Genomic DNA, 19,469 nt, shown 5'->3' with positions numbered 1-19,469 from the left:
GCCGACGAAAGGGTTCAGCGCAGTCCGGCGAAGAGATCGTTCTCGGGTACGGGCGCGCCGGTGGCGTCCTTGACACGTACGAAGGTCTCCATGCCCATGAACTCGCCGAACCTCTCCTTGCCCATCTTGAGGAAGAAGATGTTCTCGCCCTGACTGGAGTGCGCAGCCAGCGCATCGAACTTCTGACCGCTGAACGCGGTGGTGTCCACCCACGTGGTGATCTCATCGTCGGGGAGGCCGATCTCGGCCATCGCGGCGGCCTCGGCAGGATCCGGCTCCGGCATGTCCTCATGGAACTCGCGCATGGTCTCCCCGAACCGCTGCATCATGGAACGGGGCATCGTCGTCCAGTACACCTTCGGTGTCAGCGCGGTCATCTCCAGCGCCGCCATCGTGATGCGGTTGGCCTGGATGTGGTCGGGGTGGCCGTAGAAGCCGTTCTCGTCATAGGTGACGACCACATCGGGCCGGTAGTGCCGCATGAGTTCCGCAAGTCGGGCAGCGCCTTCCTCCACGGGGGTCTGCCAGAAGGATCCGGGGGCGTCGTTGCTCGGCCAGCCCGTCATCCCTGAGTCGGCATAGTCCAGCATCTCCAGATCGCTGATCTTCAGGACGTCACAGCTCGCCTTGAGTTCGTGGCGGCGTATCAAGGCGACGGCCGCCGGATCATGCCCGGGATCGCCCGGCTTGACGCCTCCCGCTCCGTCACCGCAACCGCCATCGGTACATGTCACGAGAACGGTGCGGATGCCTTCCGCCGCGTACCGCGCGAGGACCCCGCCGGTTCCGGTGGCCTCGTCGTCGGGGTGAGCGTGCACTGTCATGAGCGTCAACGGCCGGTCAGTCATGGAACAGTCCTCCTGCAGAAATACGTCTAGGTCCGAGTGCTCGGCGGGCGCGCCGCGATCTCGGAGTCCGGGACCCTGATGGGGCGGCCGGCCCTGTGGTCTCCGTGTTCTCCGGCCGTGCGGCGCCGGTTCCTCGGTCGGTGCAACCGTACCGGCCCGGCCGGCTGTTCCCGGCGCAGCCCATTGGTCTTCCGGGCGTCGGAGTTTCAACGCGTACGAGGTACGGGCACGGCCTGCGCGAGGTCATCTTCGGCGTCGACTCCATCGACGGCTTCTTCGACCTCTCCACCTGGTTCGCCGGTTCGCTCGTTCTCCTCGTGCTGTGCCGCGCCGTCACGGGCAGCCGCCGCCACACCTGCCCCATAGGCCCATCACCTCGACACGGCTCCGCCCTCACCACCGGGTCAGCCCAGCAGTGCGCTCAAAGAACCCGCGGTGGTGTGCTTTTCGCGGCGCATCGCGCCCCGGGCCAGATGTACCAACTCTTCTGGCGTGAGGCCGGCGAGCGTACGGCGAAAATGCGCGATGAGACCGTTCGCGGCCCCGGTCAGCGCTGCGTCATCGTTGGGCCGGGCGGGCAGTCCGTCGCCGTCCAGCAGAAGCGCCTCAAGAACGGCGTACAAGTGGACGGAGCCTGCCTCGCGGACCGTGAACGAGAGGTGAGCGGAGGCGCTCCCCCCGGTGGCTTCGGCCACATGCGCGAACCCCCTCGGTACGTAGAGGACTTCGCCCTGACGCAGGACCACGTCCAGCAGTGGGTCGCCCGGGTCGCCGTCCACGCGCTCGGGCTGCCAGTTCCCGTCGGGCGGTCCCGGATACACACGCCACCGCTTCGAGCCGTGTATCTGCACGGCCAGCACGTCGGCGTCGTCGCGGTGCACCGGACGGCCCTGCGTCCCGGGCGGGGTAAGGAAGAAGAACGCCTCCACCTGGCGTTGAAGACACTCCGCGAGCTCATCGGCCAGTTCCCGCACACCTGCGTGCCACTGGTCGACGTACCGCAGAAGGAGTGTGGCTCCCTCCTCGCCGATCAGTCGGTTCACCGCCCCGGCATCCACGTAGCGGTTGTCGATCCCGCCCAGGACGACTCGGGGGGAACAGTAGCGCTCCTCCGGCACCGGACCATCCTCGTGCACGAGCGTCGCGTACGGGGTGGTGAGGAGACCCGCACCCAGGATCCTGTCCAGCTCGGCGACCGTCAGCAGCTCCATCGGGGGTGTGCGGGGGTGCAGTACGGCGGGTGTACGGCGCCACAAAATGTGACGAAATGCCTGCTGGTCGCCCACATATCGTGCAAGCGGGTCCATCGTTGCCTCTCCACGTTCCATGCCGTCGGCGTGCTCAGACGGTCTGACGGTTGCTGTACGCACGCGGGCGTGCCCGGCCGATGACGTCGTCCGGGGTGACTGCGTCGAGTTGCGTGCCGAGATGGTCCAGGAGGTCGGCCGCGGTGCGCAGCAGGGCGTCGTCGTCCAGCGGACGGCCCGGCAGAGCCAGGCCGTCGACGATCCGTGTCAGCAGAGCGGTGCGCAGATGCTCCGTACCGGCCTCCCTCACCACCACGGTCAGATGAGCCGACGAGGCATCGCCCACGGCCGTGGCGGTGTGCGCGAAACCTCTCGGTACGTACAGCACGTCACCGGTCTCAAGGACCGTGTCCAGCAGTGGCGCTCCCGGATTCTCCTCGCGGACCGGCGCCCAGTCGCCGTCGGCCGGACCTGCGTAGACCTGCCAGTGCTTGGCACCGCTGAGCTGGATGGCCAGCAGGTCCCCGTCGTCCCGATGCACCGGACCCCGGCGACCGGGACGGCTCAGGAAGAAGAACGCCTCGACGAGCCGGCCGAGTCGCTCGGCGACATCCCTCGTGAGGTCACGTACGGGGGGATGCCATTGGTCGACGTATCGGAGCTGCAGGGTCGCCCGTTCCTCGTCGATCAGTCGTCGCACCGCCGCCGCGTCGACGTACCCCTGGGCAGGGCTCCCGGTGATGACGCGCGTCGGGCAGAATCGCTCGTCGGCGATGCTCCCCTGCGCGGTGTACAGGCCGACGTACGGAACGCGCAGCAGCCCCGCGTCGAGGAGCGCGTCCACGTCCGAGAGTGTCAGCACTTCCAACGGCGGGTCCTGCGGCCGCAGAAGCACGGGTTCCTTCCGCCAGTACGTGCCCAGGAGCTGCTCCACGTCCGGTACGCAGCGTTCCATCCAGTCCATTGTTCCGTCCCTCTCCGAGCGGACCCGCCGGTGTGAGCACCGGCGGGTCCTGGACGCGCTTGCGCGCACTGGTGTGCGCGTCGGTCAGCCGGTCACATGACGTCGGGGTAGCAGTCCCCGCACCCGGCCTCGATCTTCTGGTCCGAGGTCGGGGACGCGGCGGCGTCCCCGACGGACGGCACGAAGAACGCCCCTCCGGCAACGGCGAGCGCTGCCACGCTCAGTGCGGCACGCTTGGAGATCTCCGCACGCTTCGACGGCTCTGCGGCCTGGGCATACGACATGGCCAACTCCTTCCCCCGGCAACGGTTTCCACCGCTCCCGGGTGTTCACTCGACCCCGGTTCCGAGGCCGGGAACGATCTTGCGTCGGCCCGCGTGCGCAGGAGAAGCGGCGCTGACGCGTTCCATACGCCACTTACGGATCCCTGATACGCCCGCTCCCCCGCCCGTCGAAGCGGTGGGCCGCCCGGTTCGGCCAGTCGCACCAATGGTCGGGCCGCATGTGGTGGGAGTGGACGAAGAGGGCGGTTTCCGCAGGTCCTAAGCTCCTGCGCAGTCGAGCAGGGAGAGATGCCGTGCAGAAGCTGGACGGGTCGGAGCAGCTGAACAAGCTGGCGGAGGTCGGTGCCTGGTTGCGCCGCCGGTTGCCGGATCTGCTCGTCGAGAGCCAGGTGCCCGGGGCAGCCGTGGCGGTCCGGGCCGGTGACGAATGGGTCGAGTCCGCTGCCGGTGTGCTGAGCACTGCCACAGGTGTCGACGCCACGGTGGACTCGCTCTTCCAGATCGGGTCGATCACCAAGGTGATGACCGCGACGCTGGTCATGCAGCTGGCCGAGGAGGGACGACTCGATCTGGACGCTCCCGTACGGGATGTCCTGCCGGAGTTCCGGATCGCCGACGAGGAAGCGGCGCGAGGGATCACCACGCGGCATCTGCTGAGTCATGTCGCGGGTTTCGAGGGGGACATCTTCACCGACACCGGCAAGGGTGACGACTGCCTGGAGAAGTACGTGGGCGTCCTGCGGGACGTGCCGCAGCTCTTCGAGCCGGGCGCGATGTTCTCGTACAACAACGCCGGTTACTGCGTGCTCGGGCGGATCGTCGAGGTGCTGCGCGAGGAGCCGTTCGACGTCTGCGCCCGGCGGCATCTGTTCACTCCGCTGGGCATGAGTCACACCGCGAGCGACCCCTACGAGGCCATCGTCCATCGCACGGCAGTGGGTCACATCGAGGCGGTGCCGGGGGCGCCGCTCCAGCCGACGCCGGTGTGGGCCCTGGCACGCTCGAACGCCCCGGCCGGATCGATGCTGGCGATGCGTGCGCGCGATCTGCTGGCCTTCGCCCGGATGCACCTCGCCGGAGGCCGTGGCCCCGGCGGGGTGACCGTGCTCGGCCCGGAAACCGTCCAGGCCATGCGGCGGCCGCAGGTCACACTGCCCGACATCGACCAGGGCGCCGCCTGGGGGCTCGGCTGGGAGCTCTTCGACCTGTCGCCGGGCGGCACGGTCATCGGACACGACGGGAACACCATCGGTCAGTCGGCGTTCCTGCGCCTGGTGCCGGAGCGGGACATCGCGGTGGCGATCCTCACCAACGGCGGCCTGTCACGGCGCGTGTACACGGAGATCGCGAGCCGGGTCCTCGGTGAACTCGCCGGGGTCGGTCTGCCCGCCTCGCCGGTGCCGGAGGCGGGCGCTCCCGTCGCGGAGGCGTCCCGGTACGTCGGTACGTACACGTCGAGCACCGCCGAGACCACGGTGAGCCGGGACGCCGCCGGGCGGCTGTGGCTGGAGCGCACTCCCCGGGGAGCCGTCGCCGAACTGGACGAGGCGCCGTACCGCACGGAGCTGGTCGGCAGACGCGGTGACACCCTGATCCCGGTCGAGCCGGAGCGCGGGGTCCACGCGCCACTCGCCTTCCTCGGAGACGACGGGCAGGGACACGCGCTGTACCTGCACACCGGCCGGGCCGAGCGGCGGGCACAGCGATGAACGAGTTGCACCGACGCGCGATTGTGGCGGATCTGCACAACGACCTGCTGTGTGCGGTCGTCGCCCGGCCGGTGGACCGCTGGGCGGAGTTCTTCCGGGAGCGCTGGCTTCCGCAATTGCGGGCCGGCGGGGTGAACCTTCAGGCGCTGCCGGTGTTCGTCGAAGACCCGTACCGGCCGGAGGGGGCGCTTCGCCGCACGCTGCGCATGATCGAGGCGGCGCACCGGCTCGCGGCCGGCAACGCCGATGCCGTCACGCTGTGCACGGACGGTGCCCAGATCGACCGGACGATGGCCGAGGGCCGGATCGCCCTGGTGCTGGCGCTGGAGAGCGCACCGGGCGTGGGCGAGGACGTGGAACTGCTGGAGACCCTGTTCCGGCTGGGGGTCAGGATCGCGTCCCTGGCCCACTTCGGTCGCACCTCCCTGGCCGACGGCAGCGGCGAGGACGCGACGGGCAGCCGGCTGACCCGTTCCGGGGTCGCGGCGCTGGCCGAGATGGAGCGCCTCGGCATGCTCTACGACATCAGTCATCTCGGCGCGTCCGGGGTCGAGCACGTCCTGGAGCTGTCCTCACGGCCGTTGATCGCCACGCACTCCGGCGCACGGGCGCTCTTCGACCACCACCGCAACCTTGACGACGAGCAGATCCGGGGCGTCGCCGCGGGCGGCGGAGTGGTGTGCGTGAACTTCTTCGCTCCGTACCTGCACGAGAGCGACTACTCGATCGGCCGGCTGATCGACCACATCGAGCACATCGCCGGGGTGGCCGGCGTCGAGCACGTCGGGCTGGGGCCCGACTTCATCAAGGAAGTGCTGGCCGACACCACTCCCCCGTGCTGCGAGACGGCCCTCGTCGAGGGAGTGCCGGCCGACGCCTATCTGCCCGGACTCGAGGGTCCGGCCGGGCTGCCGCTGGTCACCGAAGCGCTGCAACAGCGGGGGTGGCCGGAGCACGACATCGTCGCGGTCCTGGGGGAGAACGTACGGCGCCTGCTGCGGAACGGACTGGGCCGGTCCACGTCCGCCGACTGAGCGCCCTGCACGGCACGGGCGTCCCTTCGTGCGATCGGAACGACGCACACCTGAATGTTCAGTGAACCCGACGAACGACGCCTGCCGTACGTGGCTCAAAATCGTCGGATGGTCGAGGAGATGGAGAGCCATATCGTGCGCGCGAGCGATGGTTTTGAGAACGCACGTGAGCCCGTGGACGGCAGCCGAGTGCTGACGATCCGCGATCTGTCGGTCGAGATCCGCCGGGGCGACCGGATCGTCCACCCGGTCTCGGGCGTCGGTCTGGCGCTCGATCGCGGGGAGACCCTGGGGATCGTCGGGGAGACCGGATCCGGCAAGTCCATGACCGGCCTGGCCGTGATGGGCATGCTGCCGGACGGCGGCCGGGTGACCGGCGGCTCGATCGACTTCGGCGGTACGGAGCTCGTCGGACTCCCCCCGGACCGGTACCGGGCCCTGCGCGGCAACGACATCGCGATGGTGTTCCAGGATTCGATGACGGCCTTGAACCCGACCCGCCGCGTCGGCGAACAGGTCGCCGAACCGGTGCGGTTGCACCAGGGCGCGTCGAAGCGGGCCGCGCGCGCACGTGCCGCGGAGCTGCTCGACCTGGTCGGGATACCGAAACCCCTCGAACGGCTGGACGACCATCCGCACCAGCTCTCGGGCGGCATGCGGCAACGCGTGATGATCGCGATGGCCCTGGCGTGCGAACCGCGGGTCGTCATCGCGGACGAGCCGACCACCGCGCTCGACGTATCCATCCAGGCGGAGATCCTCGATCTCCTGGACGACCTCAGGTCCCGGCTGGGCATGTCGATGATCCTCATCACCCACGACATGGGAGTGATCGCCCGGCACGCCGACCGGGTGGGCGTGATGTACGCGGGACGCGTGGCCGAGACCGGGCCGACACCAGCTCTTTTCAGCCATACCAGGCACCGCTACACCCATGCGCTGCTGTCCTCGATCCCCTCGCTCACCCAGGACCGGCGCGAGCAGCTCTTCAGCATCCCCGGCACACCGCCGGATCTGTCCGCCTCCCCCGCGGGCTGTCCTTTCGCGCCGCGCTGCGCGGCCGCGACGGACCGCTGTCACGAGGAGCGGCCGCCGCTCTCGGTGGAGGAGGACGGGCACACCCACACGTGCTGGCACCCGGTCGCCACGGCAGCGGGCCGTACCTGCTCGGGGGCATCGGCCGTCGCACGGCCCGCCGTCTCCCCCGAGACCCCCGCCGTACGCGGGACGACACCGCGGCTGCGGGTCGTCGATCTCAGGCTTGAGTACCCGGTGGGCGGGCGGGGCCTCCTCGGGCGGCGCCGCACGGTCAAGGCGGTCTCCGGAGTGAGCTTCGACGTGGCGCCCGGTGAGACGTTCGGCCTGGTCGGGGAGTCGGGGTGCGGCAAGTCCTCGCTGGGCCGCATGCTCGTTGCCCTGAACCGGCCCACGTCGGGCGAGGTGGTCTTCGACGGCGCTTCGGTGACCGGGATGAGTGCCCGCGAACTCGCTCCGCGCCGTTCCCAGTTGCAGATGATGTTCCAGGACTCGAACTCCTCTCTCGACCCCCGCATGCGCGTCGGCGCGATCCTGCGCGAGCCGCTGGCGATCCAGGGCATCGGCACGCGCTCCGCCCGGACCGCGCGGGCCCGCGAGCTCCTCGGGGACGTGGGACTGCCGTCGGGCGTCCTGGAGCGCTACCCCCACGAACTCTCCGGGGGACAGCGCCAACGGGTGGGGCTGGCCCGCGCGCTGGCCCTGGACCCGAAGGTGCTGGTCGCCGACGAGCCGGTCAGCGCGCTCGACGTCTCGATACGTTCCCAGATCCTCAATCTGATGCTCCGCGTACAGCGTGAACGCGAGCTGAGCAGTGTGGTGATCTCCCACGATCTCGCGGTCGTGCGGTACCTGGCCGACCGCGTCGGGGTCATGTACCTGGGCAGGTTGATGGAGACCGGCACCACCGAGGAGGTGTACGGGTCCACCGCGCACCCGTACACCGCGGGGCTGCTCGCGGCGGTTCCCGAGGCGGACCCCGCAGCGCCGCGACCCCGGTCGGGTACGCGCGTGCGCGGCGAACTGCCCAGTCCCATCGATCCGCCCAGCGGCTGCCGCTTCCGCACCCGATGTCCGCTGGCCACCGAGGTGTGCGCGGCGACGGAGCCCGCCCTCGTGACCCTCACCGGCACGCACAAGGCCGCCTGTCACCACCCCCTGCGCCTGCCGGCCGCACAGCCCGAGGAGCTCTCCGCACGATGACCCGTCACTCACCGCTCCCCCGCATATCAGGGACCCCACGGATCTCCCGGAGAGGAGATGGTCAGGCATGAGCTGGTACGTGGTCCGACGGCTGGCGATCTCCTTCCTCGTCCTGCTGGGCATCTCCGCGCTGGTGTTCTTCCTGCTGCACGTGGTCTCGGACGACCCGGGCCGCGTGGTCCTGGGACAGCGCGCGTCCCCCCAGGCCGTGGCCGACTTCAACCGGGAGCACGGGTTCGACCGGCCGCTCGTCGTGCAGTACCTCGGCTATCTGGACCAGCTCGCCCACGGTGACCTGGGCAGGTCCTACAAGCTCAACGAGAACGTGGGGACGGTACTGCGGCAGAACGCCGGCCGCAGCGCGATGCTGTCGCTCGCCGGTCTGATCCTCGCGCTGCTGATCGCCGTACCGCTCGGCATCCTCCAGGCGGTCCGCCGCAACAGTCTCGTCGACCGCGCCGCCACGGCGGCCTCCTATGTGCTCTACGCGACTCCGTCGTTCCTGCTGGGCCTGATCCTGATCGCCGTGTTCAGCCAGTCCCTGCCGTTCTTCCCTGCCGAGGCGTCCCAGTCGCACTCCGCGTGGGTGGTCCTCACCGATCCCCGCGCCATGGCCCTGCCCGTCATCACGCTCGCTGTCACCAGCGTCGCGATCTTCTCCCAGTACCAGCGCTCGTCGGCTCTCGACCAGCTCGGCCAGGACTACATCCGGGTCGCTCGGGCCAAAGGGCTTCCGGAGCGGAGCGTCCTGACCCGCCATCTGCTGCGCAACGCCTGCCTGCCGCTGATCACGCTGGTCGGCACGCTCATCCCCAGCCTCCTGGCAGGCAACCTGATCGTCGAGTCGCTCTTCAACTACCCCGGCCTCGGCCTGCTGTTCCTCAACAGCCTGCAGCACGAGGACTACCCGGTGCTCCTCGCCTACACCCTGATCGGCGGCGCCCTCACCGTGGCCGGCAACTTCGTCGCCGATATCGCGGTCGCCGCCGCCGACAGCCGAATCGAGTTGAACAAATGACCTCACGACACACGGACACGGCGAGGGCCCTGGAGGCGGGCGCCACGGTGCCGTCAGCAGCCGACCCGGCCGAACCGACCGACGTGCGCGAGCGGTTCACTCCGAAAACGGTGCTGCGCGCACTGCGCCGGCATCCGCTGGGCCTCGTCGGCGGGCTGCTTCTGATACTCGTCGTCGCGTTCTGTTTCCTCGGCCCCCTCCTCTACCGGACCAACCAGACCGACGTGGATCTGGTGAACGCGGCCCTGCCGCCCAGCACCGAGCATCCGCTCGGGACGGACCTCAACGGGTTCGACGTGCTCGGCCGCCTCATGGCGGGCGGCAGGGTGTCCTTGCAGATCGGGCTGCTCGCCGCGGTGTTCGCCACCACGATCGGCACGGTCTACGGCGCCGTCGCCGGACTGGCCGGCGGGATCGTCGACGGCTTCCTGATGCGGGTGGTCGACACCCTGCTGTCGGTCCCCTTCCTCTTCTTCGTCCTGATCCTCTCGGTGCGCTTCCACGCGAACGCCGTGTCGCTGAGCCTGGTCATCGGCGGGTTCTCCTGGCTGGTCTCCGCCCGGCTCGTCCGCGGCGAGGTCCTGACCCTGCGGGTACGGGAGTTCGTACTGGCGGCCCGGGTGATGGGGGCCTCCCGCCCACGGCTCATCCTCACCCACCTGATTCCGAACGCGCTCAGCGTGATCATCGTCGTCATCACCTTCCAGGTGGCCGACGCGATCCTCGTCGTCGCCGCTCTGGGCTTCCTGGGCTTCGGCCTGACGTACCCGACCGCGGACTGGGGCAGCCAGCTCGCCAACGGCGCGACGTTCATCTCCGCCGACTACTGGTGGCTGGTGTATCCCGTCGGCATCTGCGTCATCGTCACGGTGCTGGGGCTCAACCTGCTGGCGGACGCGTTCCGCGATGCGCTCGGTCACCGGGCCGGCTGAGGCCGCTCGCCACGACAGTCACCTCCCCACCCTCTCTTCCACCACACCTCGCAGGGAGCCATCCATGACACATGTGCCCGGCAAGGCGCGAGGACGCCGCTTCGCGGTGCTCGCCGCCGTGCTCGCCGTACTGGCCACGGCGTGCACCGGCGGCGACCTGGCCAAGGACCTCCAGGGCGGATACCAGACCCTGCCGAAGGAGTCCGGGAAGCCCAAGAACGGCGGCACGGTCACGATCGCGCTGACTCCAGGGCTCAGCCCCAACTACATCTATCCGTATCCCCCGGCGTCCGCCAACGGCTCCGTCATCGCCCGCGGGCTCCTGTGGCGCTCCCTCTACCGCCCCAGTGGTGAGGGCGACCGAATCGCGGACGCCGCACTGAGCCTGGCCGAGGCGCCCCGCTACAGCACCGACCGCAAGACCGTGAGCATCAGGATGAAGCACTACTCATGGTCCAACGGCAGGCCGGTCACCGCCGACGACGTCGTCTTCTCCCTGGCCCTGCTGAAGGCCGCGCTCAAGGAGAGCCCGGCCAACTGGAGCTTCTACACCCCGGGGCAGTTTCCCGACGGCATCACCGCGAAGGCCACCGCGCCGGACGAGCTCACCCTCACGTCCACGACCGCGTACAACCCGTCCTATCTGATGTCGATGCTGACCCTGCTGTACGTGATGCCCTCCAAGGAGTGGAACATCGCCCGCACCTCGGGGCCGCACCTGGACTACACGCAGCCGAGGAACGCCAAGGCCATCTACACCTACCTCACCGAGCAGTCGGAGTCCCAGGCCACCTTCGCCGACAACCCGCTCTGGCAGGTGGTCAACGGTCCGTACCGTCTCAAGAGCTTCGACCCCACGACCGGCTCGTTCTCCCTGGTCCCCAACACGTCCTACAGCGGCCCGGGGGGCTCACGGCTCGACCGGGTCGACTTCAAGTCGTTCACCTCCGCCCCGGCGGTCCTCAACCAGTTCAAGGCAGGCAACCTGACCGTCGGAACGCTGGACTCCAGCTTCATCATGCAGATCAGCGCGCTGAAGAAGAAGGGCTACCACGTCTACGGCGCCCCGGCGCCCGCCCGGTTCGACCCGCTGGTCCTGAACTTCGAGAACTCCGCCCACCACTTCGACAAGGTGATCGCGCAGCCGTACTTCCGCCAGGCCCTGCAACACCTGATCGACCAGCAGGGCTACATCAGGAGCCGGGGCGTGTACAACGGTGCCGCCTCCCCCAACTACACCACCGCGGGCAACGACTCCCCCTATCCGCCCGCGTTCGGTGACCGGGCGCCCTACCCGTACGACCCGGCCGCCGCCAAGAACCTGCTCACCGGCCACGGCTGGAAGGTCGAGCCGGGCGGCGCCACCAGCTGCCGGCACCCGGGCACCGGGGCCGGCGAGTGCGGGGCGGGCATCCCGCGCGGGCAGACGGTCGACTTCACCCTCGCCTCCGCGAACACCCCGGCGTACGTCGCCGCCCGGGACACCGCCTTCGCGTCGGAGGCCAAGAAGCTGGGCCTCAAGGTCACGCTCGTGAGCAAGTCGCTCAACTACCTGTACACCAACTACGGCAACTCCTTCGCGCCCGCCAACAAGAACAAGTGGGCGGCACAGGACTACGGACCGCTGTACCTGGCGGCCGGATACCCGAGCAGCAACACCGTGTTCAACACGGGAGGCAGCTTCAATCTCGGCGGGTACCGCGACGCCGAGGCGGACAAGCTGATCGACGCGTCGACCTTCGGAGCGGATTCCAGGGCCCTGTCGGCCGAGGTGAGCCGTCTCGGCAAGGACCTGCCGGTGCTCTACTTCCCGACTCCGCACACCCTTGTCGTGTGGAAGAAGAACCTCTCCGGGCCGCCGTCGTCGTTCAGCTCACTGCTCAGCTTCCTGTACACACCGGAACTCTGGTACTTCCACAGCTGAATGCCGCGCGCGGGAAGGTGGTGAACCGTCATGGACACGTTCCACGACACGTCTGCGGACATGGCCGCGCTGCGTCGACTGATCGGCGGAGCACGGGTGGTGGCGCTCGGCGAGGGCGCGCACAACATCACGGAGTTCTACGGGCTCAGGGACCTGCTGTTCCGGTTCCTGGTCCGGGAGTGCGGGTTCACCGGGCTGGTCCTGGAGTCCGGATTCGCCGAGGGGCTGGCCGTCGACGAGTGGATCGACGGCGGGCCGGGACGGGTCGAGACCGTCGCCCGGGACGGGATCACCTACCGCTTCGGCGAGTGCGAGCCGATGCGGAGACAACTGCGCTGGATGCGTCGGCGCAACTCCGGCGGGTCGCCGAAGGTCTCCTTCTACGGAATGGACCTGCCCGGCTCGTCCACCTCGCCGGGCCCGGCGGTCCGCGCCTGCCTCGACCGGCTGCCCGCACGTCCGGGCGACGAGGAGTTGCGGCGGCTGAGCGATCTGGGCGACCGGTCGCAGGCGGCGGTCCGTTACGCGGCGATGTCCCCCTCGGACCGTGCCCGGCTGCTCGAAGGCCTTCGCGGACTGGGCGAGCGCGCGCTGTGCGCCCACCGGCACGGCGGCCAGGACGACGAGGACTCCGAGATCGCCCTGTGGTGCGCGGCCTCGCTCCGGGCCTTCGTCGCCGAGGCCGACGAGGACGGGACCTCTCCGGAGGGTCCCCATCCGCGGGAGGCGTTCATGGCGCGCAGTGTGGAGTGGATCCTGCGCCGGGAGCGGCGCGTCGTGGTGAGCGCCCACAACGCACACGTCCGCCGTACACCGCTGCACGGCCGGCCGACCCTGGGCGGTCTGCTCTCCGCCGAGCTGGGAGCGGACCTCGTCGTCATCGGGACGACGTACGGCTCCGGGCCCGAAGTCACCTTCACCCAGCGGTCGTCGCGTCCGTTCGACTGCGACGTCACGCTCGGGGCGCGGACCCCGACGCCGGAGTCCGTCGAATCGCGGCTCGACCGTCTCGGCCAGGAGGTGGCCCTCCTCGATCCGCGCCGCGCGCCCGCCGGCTTCTTCGACGGTGTCGAGGGGACGCTTGCCGGCGGGGAGCTGGACCCCGTCGACGACTTCCCGGCCGCCTACGACGCGCTGCTCCACTTCCGGCGGGTGAACAGGATCCCCGGGGCGTTCGAACGGCTGCGTGCCGAGTTCACCGCGGCCGCGCGAGCGGGCTTCGAGGCGGACCCGGACGCAGATGCATCAGCAGATCAGTCCATGCGTCCCGGAGGCATCGATGGTCTCCAGGACACCGAGGAGTCGGAGCCACAGTGAACATCAGCCCTCCGCCGTATCCGCCCGCGCGGACCGTCGACGCCTTCGAGGACGTCGCGGGCGTCCGGGTGCCGGACCCGTACCGGTGGCTGGAGCCGGAGACCGACGAGGTACGGCGGTGGCAGCGCCGACAGGCCGAGCTCGCCACTTCGATCGCCTACGACGGACAGGACCCCGCGGCCGTACGGAAGCTGATCGAGACCTACGACGCCGGGTCCCGCCCGGCACTGCCGAAGTTCGCGGCGGGCCGCTGGTTCCGCGCCGTGCACACACCCGGTGCGGCGGCGCCCAGTGTGGTCGTCGCCGACCGGCCGTTCGGCGCGGGCCGGGCGGTGGTCGACCTGACCGCGTTCGGCGACGGGCGGAACCCCGCGTTCCTGTCGTGGCTCGCGCCGTCGCCGAACGGCCGCGTCCTGGCCCTGGGCGTCTGCACCGACGGCAGCGAGCACAACACGGTCCGGCTCATCGAGGTGGACTCGGGGCAGGTACTGGACGGGGCGCCGCGGCAGGTCCTGCACAGCGCGTGGGCCGGTGGCGTGTCGTGGCTGCCCGACAGCAGCGGCTTCCTCTTCCTCGCCCTGACCGGTTCGCCGCACGAGTTCCGGCAGGCCGTGTACCGTCACCGGCTCGCCACACCGGACAGCGCGGGCAGCACCGTGGTGGAGCCGGTCCCGGTCGGGGAGGGCTCCCAGGAGTACACACTCGTGCAGTTCTCGGCCGACGGCCGCTGGGCCGTCGCGAGTCACCGGGTGGGCAGTCCCGTCCCGGTCGCCGTACGCGATCTGTCCCGGCCCGCCGCCCCCTGGCGCCCCTTCGTCACCGACTGCGCCGGGACCGTGGCCGGACACATCGTCGGCGACCGCTACCTCGCGGTGACCGACGTGGCGGCACCACGCGGGCGCGTCGTCGCACTCCCGCTGGACGCCGCCGAGCCCAACGACCCTTCCTCGTGGACGGAGTTGGTGCCAGAGGGCGAGACGGTGCTGCGGTCCTTGTCCCCGGTCGGTGACCATCTGTACCTCAGTGAGTTCGACCGGACGTGTGCCCGGGTACGGGTCCTCGACCGCTCCGGCGCCGTCACCGGGGAGGTTCCGCTCCCCGGGCAGGGGGCACTCTCCGCACCGTTCTTCGCCCTGACCGGCCTGGCCGTGGGCTCTCCTCCGGACGACTTCGTCTTCGCCTTCTCCACCCCGACCAGCTCCTGGGGCGTCTATCGGCACCGTCCGGGAGAGGCGGACATCGAGACGCTGTCCGCCCCGGCGGTCACCCTCGACGCCGACGTGGCGTTCGAGCGGGCCGTCGCACCCGACGGCGTGGAGATCCCTTACCACGTGGTGCGACCGGCGGGGAGCGACCCGACGCGGCCCGCGCCCACGCTGATCTCCGCGTACGGAGCGGCGAACGTGCCTCTGCTGCCGCAGTACCGGCCGGAGATGGCCGCCTTCGTCGCGGCCGGTGGCGTGCTCGTACAGGCGCATCTGCGCGGGGGCGGCGAGTTCGGCCGCGACTGGTACCTGGCCGCGCACCGGGAACGCAAACACGTGCGCGACCGCGACCTCGTCGCCGTCGCCGAGCACCTCGTCACCACCGGGCTCACCACACCCGGGCGGCTCGCGCTGACCGGTGGCTCCGACGGTGGTCTCATGTGCGGGATCGCCCTCACGACGCGCCCCGAGCTGTGGTGTGCCGTGCTGCCGATGGCGCCGCTCCTCGACCTCATCGGGGGCACCCGCGATCCCTATCTGGACTTCGTCATCCGCAAGGCGTGGGCGGATCCGGACGATCCTGCGGAAGTACGGCGGCTGCTGCGGCTCTCGCCCTACCAGTTGATCGGGCCCGGCGTCTTCCCGGCGGTCTATCTTCAGGCCGGGGCGACCGATCCGCGGTGTCCTCCCTGGCATGCGCGCAAGTTCGCCGCCCGCCTCCAGGCGGCACAGGAGGGGGACGCGCCGATCCTCCTGCACGTCTTCGACAACGCCGGGCACGGCGCGGCGACGTCGTACGAGGTCGCGACCGCACAGGACGCCGAGTGGCTGGCCTTTCTGATCAGGACACTCGGTCTGGGCCCTCAGGAGGCTTCCGGTTGAGCGGGCGGGACGGCCTGTCCGCTCAACCGCCGTCCGGGGCGGACCTCAGCGACATCAGGTGCAGCTGCAGCATGGCCGAGAGCCGTGCGGACGGATCATCGAGGTCGATCCGGCCGACCTCCGCCGCGCGCCGGAGCCGGTAGCGGAACGTGTTGGGGTGCACGAACATCGAGGCGGCGGCCGTGGCGACATCGCCGAAGGCGTCGAGCCAACTCCGCAGCGTCTCGGCCAGGTTGGTCGCGTGGGTCTCGTCGTAGGCGATGACGCGTGCGACGACGCCGCTGGGCAGGTCCCCGCGCGGGACGAGGTCGGCGAGCTCCAGCAGCAGCGCCTCGATGTGGACGTCGTCCAGGCGGGCGACCGGCTGACCGGCGGTTCCCGACCGCAGGACGCGCGACGCCCGTTCGGCTCCGGTACGCGACCGGGCCAGCGCCGCGTTGTCCTCGGCGTACGGCCCCACGCCGATCACGGGGCGCAGCCGGGAGCCCACGCGGGCCAGGAACTCGGTGGCGATGCGGGCCGCCCGTTCCTCGGCGTCGTGCCGGTCCTGCGGAAGCAGGGGCAGGATGCCGTACGCGATGTCGCCGATCAGCGCGGCGGTGGCGCGTGGGTGCACCGCGGCCAGATGCATGGCGAACGCGTCGGTGAGGCGTTTGCGTTCGGTGGCGGTACGGGCGGGCAGCCGGTGTTCGTTCGCCGCGTCGACGACGGTGAGTGCGAGAACGACGGCGGGCTCGTCCTTCAGACCGAGGCGGCGGATCGCCTCGGGTGAGCCGGAGCCGCTCTCCAGCGCGGTGGCCAGCAGCTCCGCGCGCTGCCGCCGTTCCATGTCCGCGTCCGCGCGCTGCCACACCATGTGCATCGCGACCAGCTTGGACGCTTCGTAGAGCACGTCGCTGCGGTCCTCGCTCAGCGGCTCGGCGACGACCACCCAGATCGCGCCGAGGATCTCGTCCCCGGCGCGCACGGCGATCGCCGCGCGCGGCAGTTCGGGCGGCTGTGTCCTGTCGGCCGACTCCGGGAGGGACGCGACGAAGACGGGGCGGTCGCTGCGGTAGATCGCCTGGAACACCCCGCGTTCCTCAAGGATGCGCGTGTAGTGCTCGGGGACCTGTCGGCCCAGGATCGTCTGGACCCGCGAGGTGTCGATGTCCTCCTGCCGGCTGGAGAAGGCCAGCAGGCGCGAGTTGCGGTCCTCGATGGTGACGGGCGCGTCCAACAGCGCGGCAATCGCGTTGGCGACCGCGAAGAGATCCCCGGACTCGATCCGGTCGGTCGTGTGACCGTCCATGTCATGTCGGTTGTTGTCGGTCGTCAGTGTCCGGAGCATCCCGGCCAGGTGCGTCCAGGAGGCGCCGCGGGCGAAGGAGAGCACGGCCACGCCCGACGCCTCGGCCGCATCGATCAGCGCCTCGTCGGCGGTGACGGGCGCGCGGACCACCAGGGCGGCGGCGGCGCGCTGCCCCAGGCGGGTGACGACTCGGGCGATGTCGGAGAGGTCGTGCAGGGCCACGCCCAGTACGAGTGCGTTGTCCGGGAGTTCAGGCTCGTCGAGCGGGTCGTGGATGACGACGCCGCCGATGCCGTCGGCGCGTTCCACGTCACCGCAGACCACGTCGAGCAGGGTGGAGCCGAGTTCCTCCAGGACACGCGCGAGGCTTGCTCGCGGAAGGCTGGTCACGGGAATGAGCACGGGGCCGAAACTAGCCCGGCCCACCGGCATCGGAGTTGGTCGCGCATGACGTAATGATGCCAGCCCGTTCGTCCACACGGACGAACGGGCCGGTGCGGTGAGGGCCTCAGGGGACGGGCACCCAGGTCGTCGAGTCCGTCACCTCGTCCAGAATCTCCGGGACGGGGGTGACGCCGAGGCCCGGCCCGGTCGGGACAGCGAGATGTCCGTCCACGAGGTGGAACGGTGCGGTGATGTCGGTCCGGTAGTAGCGGTCGGAGGCCGAGGTGTCGCCCGGCAGCACGAACCCGGGCAGTGCGGCGAGCGCCACGTTGGCGGCGCGGCCCAGTCCCGTCTCCAGCATGCCGCCGCACCAGACGGGGACGCCGTGCGCCACGCAGACGTCGTGGATCCGCCGCGCCTCCAGATAGCCGCCGACGCGGCCCGGCTTGATGTTGACCACGTGGCAGGCACCGAGCACGAGCGCATCGGCGGCGGCGCGGGCGGAGACGATCGACTCGTCGAGGCAGATCGGGGTGGTGACGCGCTTCGCGAGTTCCGCGTGACCGAGGAGGTCGTCCTCCGCCAGAGGCTGCTCCAGCATCAACAGGGCGAACGGGTCGAGCCGGGCCAGGTGGCGGGCGTCGCCGCGGCGATAGGCGGCGTTGGCGTCCACCTGCAGCGGTATGTCGCCGAACCGTTCGCGGACGGCGCGCACCGGCTCGATGTCCCAGCCGGGCTCGATCTTCAGCTTGATCCGCAGATAGCCGGCGTCCAGATAGCCGGCGACGGCGTCGAGGAGCGCGGGGATCGATTCCGTGATCCCCACCGACACCCCGCACGGAACTCTGTCGCGGACCGCGCCGAGGGCGTGTGCGAGGGGCACTCCCCGGGCCCGGAGGTCCGCGTCCAGCACCGCCGTCTCCAGGGCGGCCTTGGCCATGCGGTGCCCCTTGAACGCGGCCAGAGCCGGGGCGACCCGGTGGGCGTCGAGGTCGGCCACCCCGGCGAGCGCCGGGATCAGGAAGCGGCCGAGCACGTCCGCGGCGGCGTGCGTGTACTGCGAGGAGTACTGAGGAGCGGTGCCCGCGCCGCACTCGCCCCAGCCCTCGGCCTCGTCGGTGACGACGCGCACCAGGAGGGCCTCCCGCACGGTCTCGGTGCCGAACGAGGTACGGAACGGGGATACGAGGGGTGCCTTGATGGTGCGCAGTTCGACTCCGGTGACCTTCACGCTGTCTCCTGTGGCGCTTCGTCGTGGTGTGTTCCGTGCCGGTGCGTGCCGCCGGTGACCTGCGTCGGGCTTCCGCGGTCCACGACGTACCAGCCCGCCGGGTCGAAGCCGCGTACCCGCGCGCCGTCGGCGAGCAGCCCGCCCAGCACGTCCCGTACCGCCGTGCGCCAGCTCACGGCGCACGCCGGGTCGCTCTCGCGCAGTGCCTCGATGTCCTCGGGTACGGCCACCAGTACGGTGCGTGCGTTGCCGCCCGTGCGTCCGAGCGACGGCGCGCCCGTGGCGGAGACTCCGAGGGCGACGGTCGCTCCGCGCGACCGGGCGACGTCCGCGTCGGCCCGTCTGGGCCGCCCGGCGCAGACCCACTCGGTGTCCGGGGACTCCAGACGCCACCGCACCAGAATGCGGTCGCTGTCGTCGCTGCGGTTGATCCCGTCGTCGATGGGGCCGTAGAAGTCCGGCAGGTACTCGGCAGGCTCGGCAGCGAGCTTGGCGATGTTGAAGTACGCGTTGCGGCGTACCAAGGGGTCGTACGTCCAGCAGATCTCGTCCACACCCCGCGCCAGCGTCCAGGCCCGCTGGTGCAGTTTCAGGGCGAAGCCGACGTTGCGCCGGCGCACGTGGGGCAGGACCCCCGCGATGTGGCTGTGCAGGGCCGCGCGCGCCGGCGGGGAGAAGAACCCGAAGCAGGAGCCGACCAGTTCGTCCCCCGCGAAGGCGCCGCTGACGTAACTGCCCGCCTTCGCCAGCGCACGCAGCAGGTCGGCGGTCACCACCGGACTGTTCTCGCCGGTGCGCCAGATCTGCTCGTACAGGCGCCGAACGGCTTCGAGCTCACTGACGCTGTCCAGGGAACGGATGTCGATGCCCGCGACGCGCGCGGCGGTCTCGGCCGCGGCGTACGCCGCGTCGACGGGCGGGGATTCGGTGCGGTCGCGCAGGAGATCGGTCACGCAGGTCA

General features: G+C 70.4%; 15 protein-coding genes and 1 pseudogene. 9 read left to right on the top strand and 7 right to left on the bottom strand.

The features are described 5' to 3' along the window. Nucleotides 1–14: 14 nt before the first annotated feature. Nucleotides 15–848 carry a PIG-L family deacetylase gene (locus tag GA0115234_RS22185; protein ID WP_093544325.1) on the bottom strand — a complete coding sequence of 278 codons (834 nt, stop codon included), beginning with the start codon at nucleotides 846–848 and terminating at the stop codon, nucleotides 15–17. 95 nt (nucleotides 849–943) lie between these two features. Between GA0115234_RS22185 and GA0115234_RS44375 the strand changes: the two are divergent. After that, nucleotides 944–1,201: pseudogene (locus GA0115234_RS44375) on the top strand (hypothetical protein); the annotation flags it as partial. Nucleotides 1,202–1,252: 51 nt separating this feature from the next. On the opposite strand, the gene GA0115234_RS22175 reads toward GA0115234_RS44375, so the two are convergent. From GA0115234_RS22175 to GA0115234_RS22165, 3 genes are all read right to left on the bottom strand, one after another. Further along, nucleotides 1,253–2,059 carry a JmjC domain-containing protein gene (locus GA0115234_RS22175; RefSeq protein WP_161275636.1) on the bottom strand — a complete coding sequence of 269 codons (807 nt, stop codon included), beginning with the start codon at nucleotides 2,057–2,059 and terminating at the stop codon, nucleotides 1,253–1,255. Nucleotides 2,060–2,189: 130 nt separating this feature from the next. After that, nucleotides 2,190–3,050: a JmjC domain-containing protein gene (locus GA0115234_RS22170; RefSeq protein WP_161275635.1), complete on the bottom strand. Its 861-nt coding sequence runs from the start codon at nucleotides 3,048–3,050 to the stop codon at nucleotides 2,190–2,192. Nucleotides 3,051–3,151: 101 nt separating this feature from the next. After that, nucleotides 3,152–3,343, bottom strand: a complete 192-nt coding sequence (locus GA0115234_RS22165; protein ID WP_093544317.1) for a hypothetical protein — start codon at nucleotides 3,341–3,343, stop codon at nucleotides 3,152–3,154. 293 nt (nucleotides 3,344–3,636) lie between these two features. Here GA0115234_RS22165 and GA0115234_RS22160 point away from each other — a divergent pair, with 293 nt between their 5' ends. The 8 genes from GA0115234_RS22160 (at nucleotide 3,637) to GA0115234_RS22125 (ending at nucleotide 15,602) form a co-directional block, all read left to right on the top strand. Next, nucleotides 3,637–5,052: a serine hydrolase domain-containing protein gene (locus GA0115234_RS22160; protein ID WP_256088765.1), complete on the top strand. Its 1,416-nt coding sequence runs from the start codon at nucleotides 3,637–3,639 to the stop codon at nucleotides 5,050–5,052. After that, entirely contained in the window at nucleotides 5,049–6,086 is a 1,038-nt protein-coding gene (locus tag GA0115234_RS22155) for a dipeptidase (protein ID WP_093544314.1), read from the top strand. Before GA0115234_RS22160 ends, GA0115234_RS22155 begins: the two co-directional genes overlap by 4 nt. Before the next feature lie 108 nt (nucleotides 6,087–6,194). Continuing rightward, entirely contained in the window at nucleotides 6,195–8,324 is a 2,130-nt protein-coding gene (locus GA0115234_RS22150) for a dipeptide ABC transporter ATP-binding protein (protein WP_237541601.1), read from the top strand. 67 nt (nucleotides 8,325–8,391) lie between these two features. Continuing rightward, complete coding sequence (locus GA0115234_RS22145) at nucleotides 8,392–9,342, top strand: ABC transporter permease (RefSeq protein ID WP_093544311.1); 951 nt, start codon at nucleotides 8,392–8,394, stop codon at nucleotides 9,340–9,342. Then, nucleotides 9,339–10,274, top strand: a complete 936-nt coding sequence (locus GA0115234_RS22140; RefSeq protein WP_093544308.1) for an ABC transporter permease — start codon at nucleotides 9,339–9,341, stop codon at nucleotides 10,272–10,274. The genes GA0115234_RS22145 and GA0115234_RS22140 overlap by 4 nt, the downstream gene beginning before the upstream one ends. Nucleotides 10,275–10,338: 64 nt before the next feature. Continuing rightward, nucleotides 10,339–12,198, top strand: coding sequence for an ABC transporter substrate-binding protein (locus GA0115234_RS22135; protein WP_161275634.1), 1,860 nt, complete (start codon nucleotides 10,339–10,341; stop codon nucleotides 12,196–12,198). 30 nt (nucleotides 12,199–12,228) lie between these two features. After that, complete coding sequence (locus tag GA0115234_RS22130) at nucleotides 12,229–13,515, top strand: erythromycin esterase family protein (RefSeq protein WP_093544302.1); 1,287 nt, start codon at nucleotides 12,229–12,231, stop codon at nucleotides 13,513–13,515. Then, nucleotides 13,512–15,602, top strand: a complete 2,091-nt coding sequence (locus GA0115234_RS22125) for a prolyl oligopeptidase family serine peptidase (RefSeq protein ID WP_202554037.1) — start codon at nucleotides 13,512–13,514, stop codon at nucleotides 15,600–15,602. The genes GA0115234_RS22130 and GA0115234_RS22125 overlap by 4 nt, the downstream gene beginning before the upstream one ends. Before the next feature lie 22 nt (nucleotides 15,603–15,624). On the opposite strand, the gene GA0115234_RS22120 is transcribed toward GA0115234_RS22125, so the two are convergent. The 3 genes from GA0115234_RS22120 to GA0115234_RS22110 form a co-directional block, all read right to left on the bottom strand. Further along, nucleotides 15,625–17,295 carry a PucR family transcriptional regulator gene (locus GA0115234_RS22120; RefSeq protein ID WP_161275633.1) on the bottom strand — a complete coding sequence of 557 codons (1,671 nt, stop codon included), beginning with the start codon at nucleotides 17,293–17,295 and terminating at the stop codon, nucleotides 15,625–15,627. 106 nt (nucleotides 17,296–17,401) lie between these two features. Continuing rightward, on the bottom strand, nucleotides 17,402–18,508 hold the full coding sequence (gene menC / locus GA0115234_RS22115; protein ID WP_093544299.1) for an o-succinylbenzoate synthase: 1,107 nt from the start codon (nucleotides 18,506–18,508) through the stop codon (nucleotides 17,402–17,404). Beyond that, nucleotides 18,505–19,461 (bottom strand): GNAT family N-acetyltransferase, encoded by a 957-nt coding sequence (locus GA0115234_RS22110; protein ID WP_202554036.1) that lies wholly within the window; start codon nucleotides 19,459–19,461, stop codon nucleotides 18,505–18,507. Before GA0115234_RS22110 ends, menC begins: the two co-directional genes overlap by 4 nt. Nucleotides 19,462–19,469 lie beyond the last annotated feature (8 nt).

Origin of the sequence: Streptomyces sp. DvalAA-43, assembly GCF_900091725.1 — a bacterium.
Classification (GTDB): domain Bacteria; phylum Actinomycetota; class Actinomycetes; order Streptomycetales; family Streptomycetaceae; genus Streptomyces; species Streptomyces pulveraceus.
The sequence above is the reverse complement of the archived record's forward strand: the minus strand, read 5'-3'. Positions and strand labels throughout refer to the sequence as shown.

What these genes read in the sequence shown, in the direction of transcription:
- GA0115234_RS22145 (WP_093544311.1), top strand. Translation starts at nt 8,392, where the DNA reads ATGAGCTGGTACGTGGTCCGACGGCTGGCGATCTCCTTCCTCGTCCTG.
- GA0115234_RS22155 (WP_093544314.1), top strand. Translation starts at nt 5,049, where the DNA reads ATGAACGAGTTGCACCGACGCGCGATTGTGGCGGATCTGCACAACGAC.
- GA0115234_RS22135 (WP_161275634.1), top strand. Translation starts at nt 10,339, where the DNA reads ATGACACATGTGCCCGGCAAGGCGCGAGGACGCCGCTTCGCGGTGCTC.
- GA0115234_RS22140 (WP_093544308.1), top strand. Translation starts at nt 9,339, where the DNA reads ATGACCTCACGACACACGGACACGGCGAGGGCCCTGGAGGCGGGCGCC.
- GA0115234_RS22150 (WP_237541601.1), top strand. Translation starts at nt 6,195, where the DNA reads ATGGTCGAGGAGATGGAGAGCCATATCGTGCGCGCGAGCGATGGTTTT.
- GA0115234_RS22165 (WP_093544317.1), bottom strand. Translation starts at nt 3,343, where the DNA reads ATGTCGTATGCCCAGGCCGCAGAGCCGTCGAAGCGTGCGGAGATCTCC.
- GA0115234_RS22130 (WP_093544302.1), top strand. Translation starts at nt 12,229, where the DNA reads ATGGACACGTTCCACGACACGTCTGCGGACATGGCCGCGCTGCGTCGA.
- GA0115234_RS22185 (WP_093544325.1), bottom strand. Translation starts at nt 848, where the DNA reads ATGACTGACCGGCCGTTGACGCTCATGACAGTGCACGCTCACCCCGAC.
- GA0115234_RS22175 (WP_161275636.1), bottom strand. Translation starts at nt 2,059, where the DNA reads ATGGAGCTGCTGACGGTCGCCGAGCTGGACAGGATCCTGGGTGCGGGT.
- GA0115234_RS22170 (WP_161275635.1), bottom strand. Translation starts at nt 3,050, where the DNA reads ATGGAACGCTGCGTACCGGACGTGGAGCAGCTCCTGGGCACGTACTGG.